The sequence below is a fragment of the Streptococcus sp. 2741 genome (genome assembly GCF_013276315.1).
Lineage (GTDB): Bacteria > Bacillota > Bacilli > Lactobacillales > Streptococcaceae > Streptococcus > Streptococcus pseudopneumoniae.
This window is the reverse complement of the sequence record NZ_VMKU01000066.1, coordinates 1-559: the sequence shown is the minus strand read 5'-3', so window position 1 is coordinate 559 and position 559 is coordinate 1. Positions and strand designations below refer to the sequence as shown.

Genomic DNA, 559 nt, shown 5'->3' with positions numbered 1-559 from the left:
TGGTATAATCCCGACTTTATCACTTAATTTTCCGCCGACCTTACTTAATCCCTTGGTACATCTGGATTTTCCGACTATTTTTCAACTTTTTTGTTTGTTGTATATAATTATGTATGCTATAATAGAGTATGGCATTTATTAAAACAACAACCAACAAAGAAGGGCGTACTCATGTCTATCTTGTGGAGGGATATCGAAAAGATGGAAAAGTCAGACAGCGTATTTTGAAAAAATATGGTCTCTTAGATGAACTAGAGGTAGAGGAACCTGATATCTTAGAACGTTTGAAACGTGAGGCAAAGGAAGGTCTACTAACTGGCTCCTATGAATGAGGTGGATCAGTCCTATGGTTGGATGGTCTTAGATAACCTGTTTGAAGAGTTAAAACTAACCGAGTTTCTAAAGACAGTGAAATCGAAATCAGAGTACGATTTGGCTCAAGTTTTAAAACTATTAGTTTTTCAGAGAGTCCTCAATCCAGATAGTAAGTTATCTACTTATGCTTCTCAAGTAAACTTATTTGGTCATTGGGAAATAAGTCTCAACGCTATTTATCGTT

At 35.8% G+C, this 559-nt stretch carries 1 pseudogene; it reads left to right on the top strand.

The features are described from left to right. Positions 1 to 128 precede the first annotated feature (128 nt). Positions 129 to 559: pseudogene (locus HT671_RS07070) on the top strand (IS1634 family transposase); the annotation flags it as partial.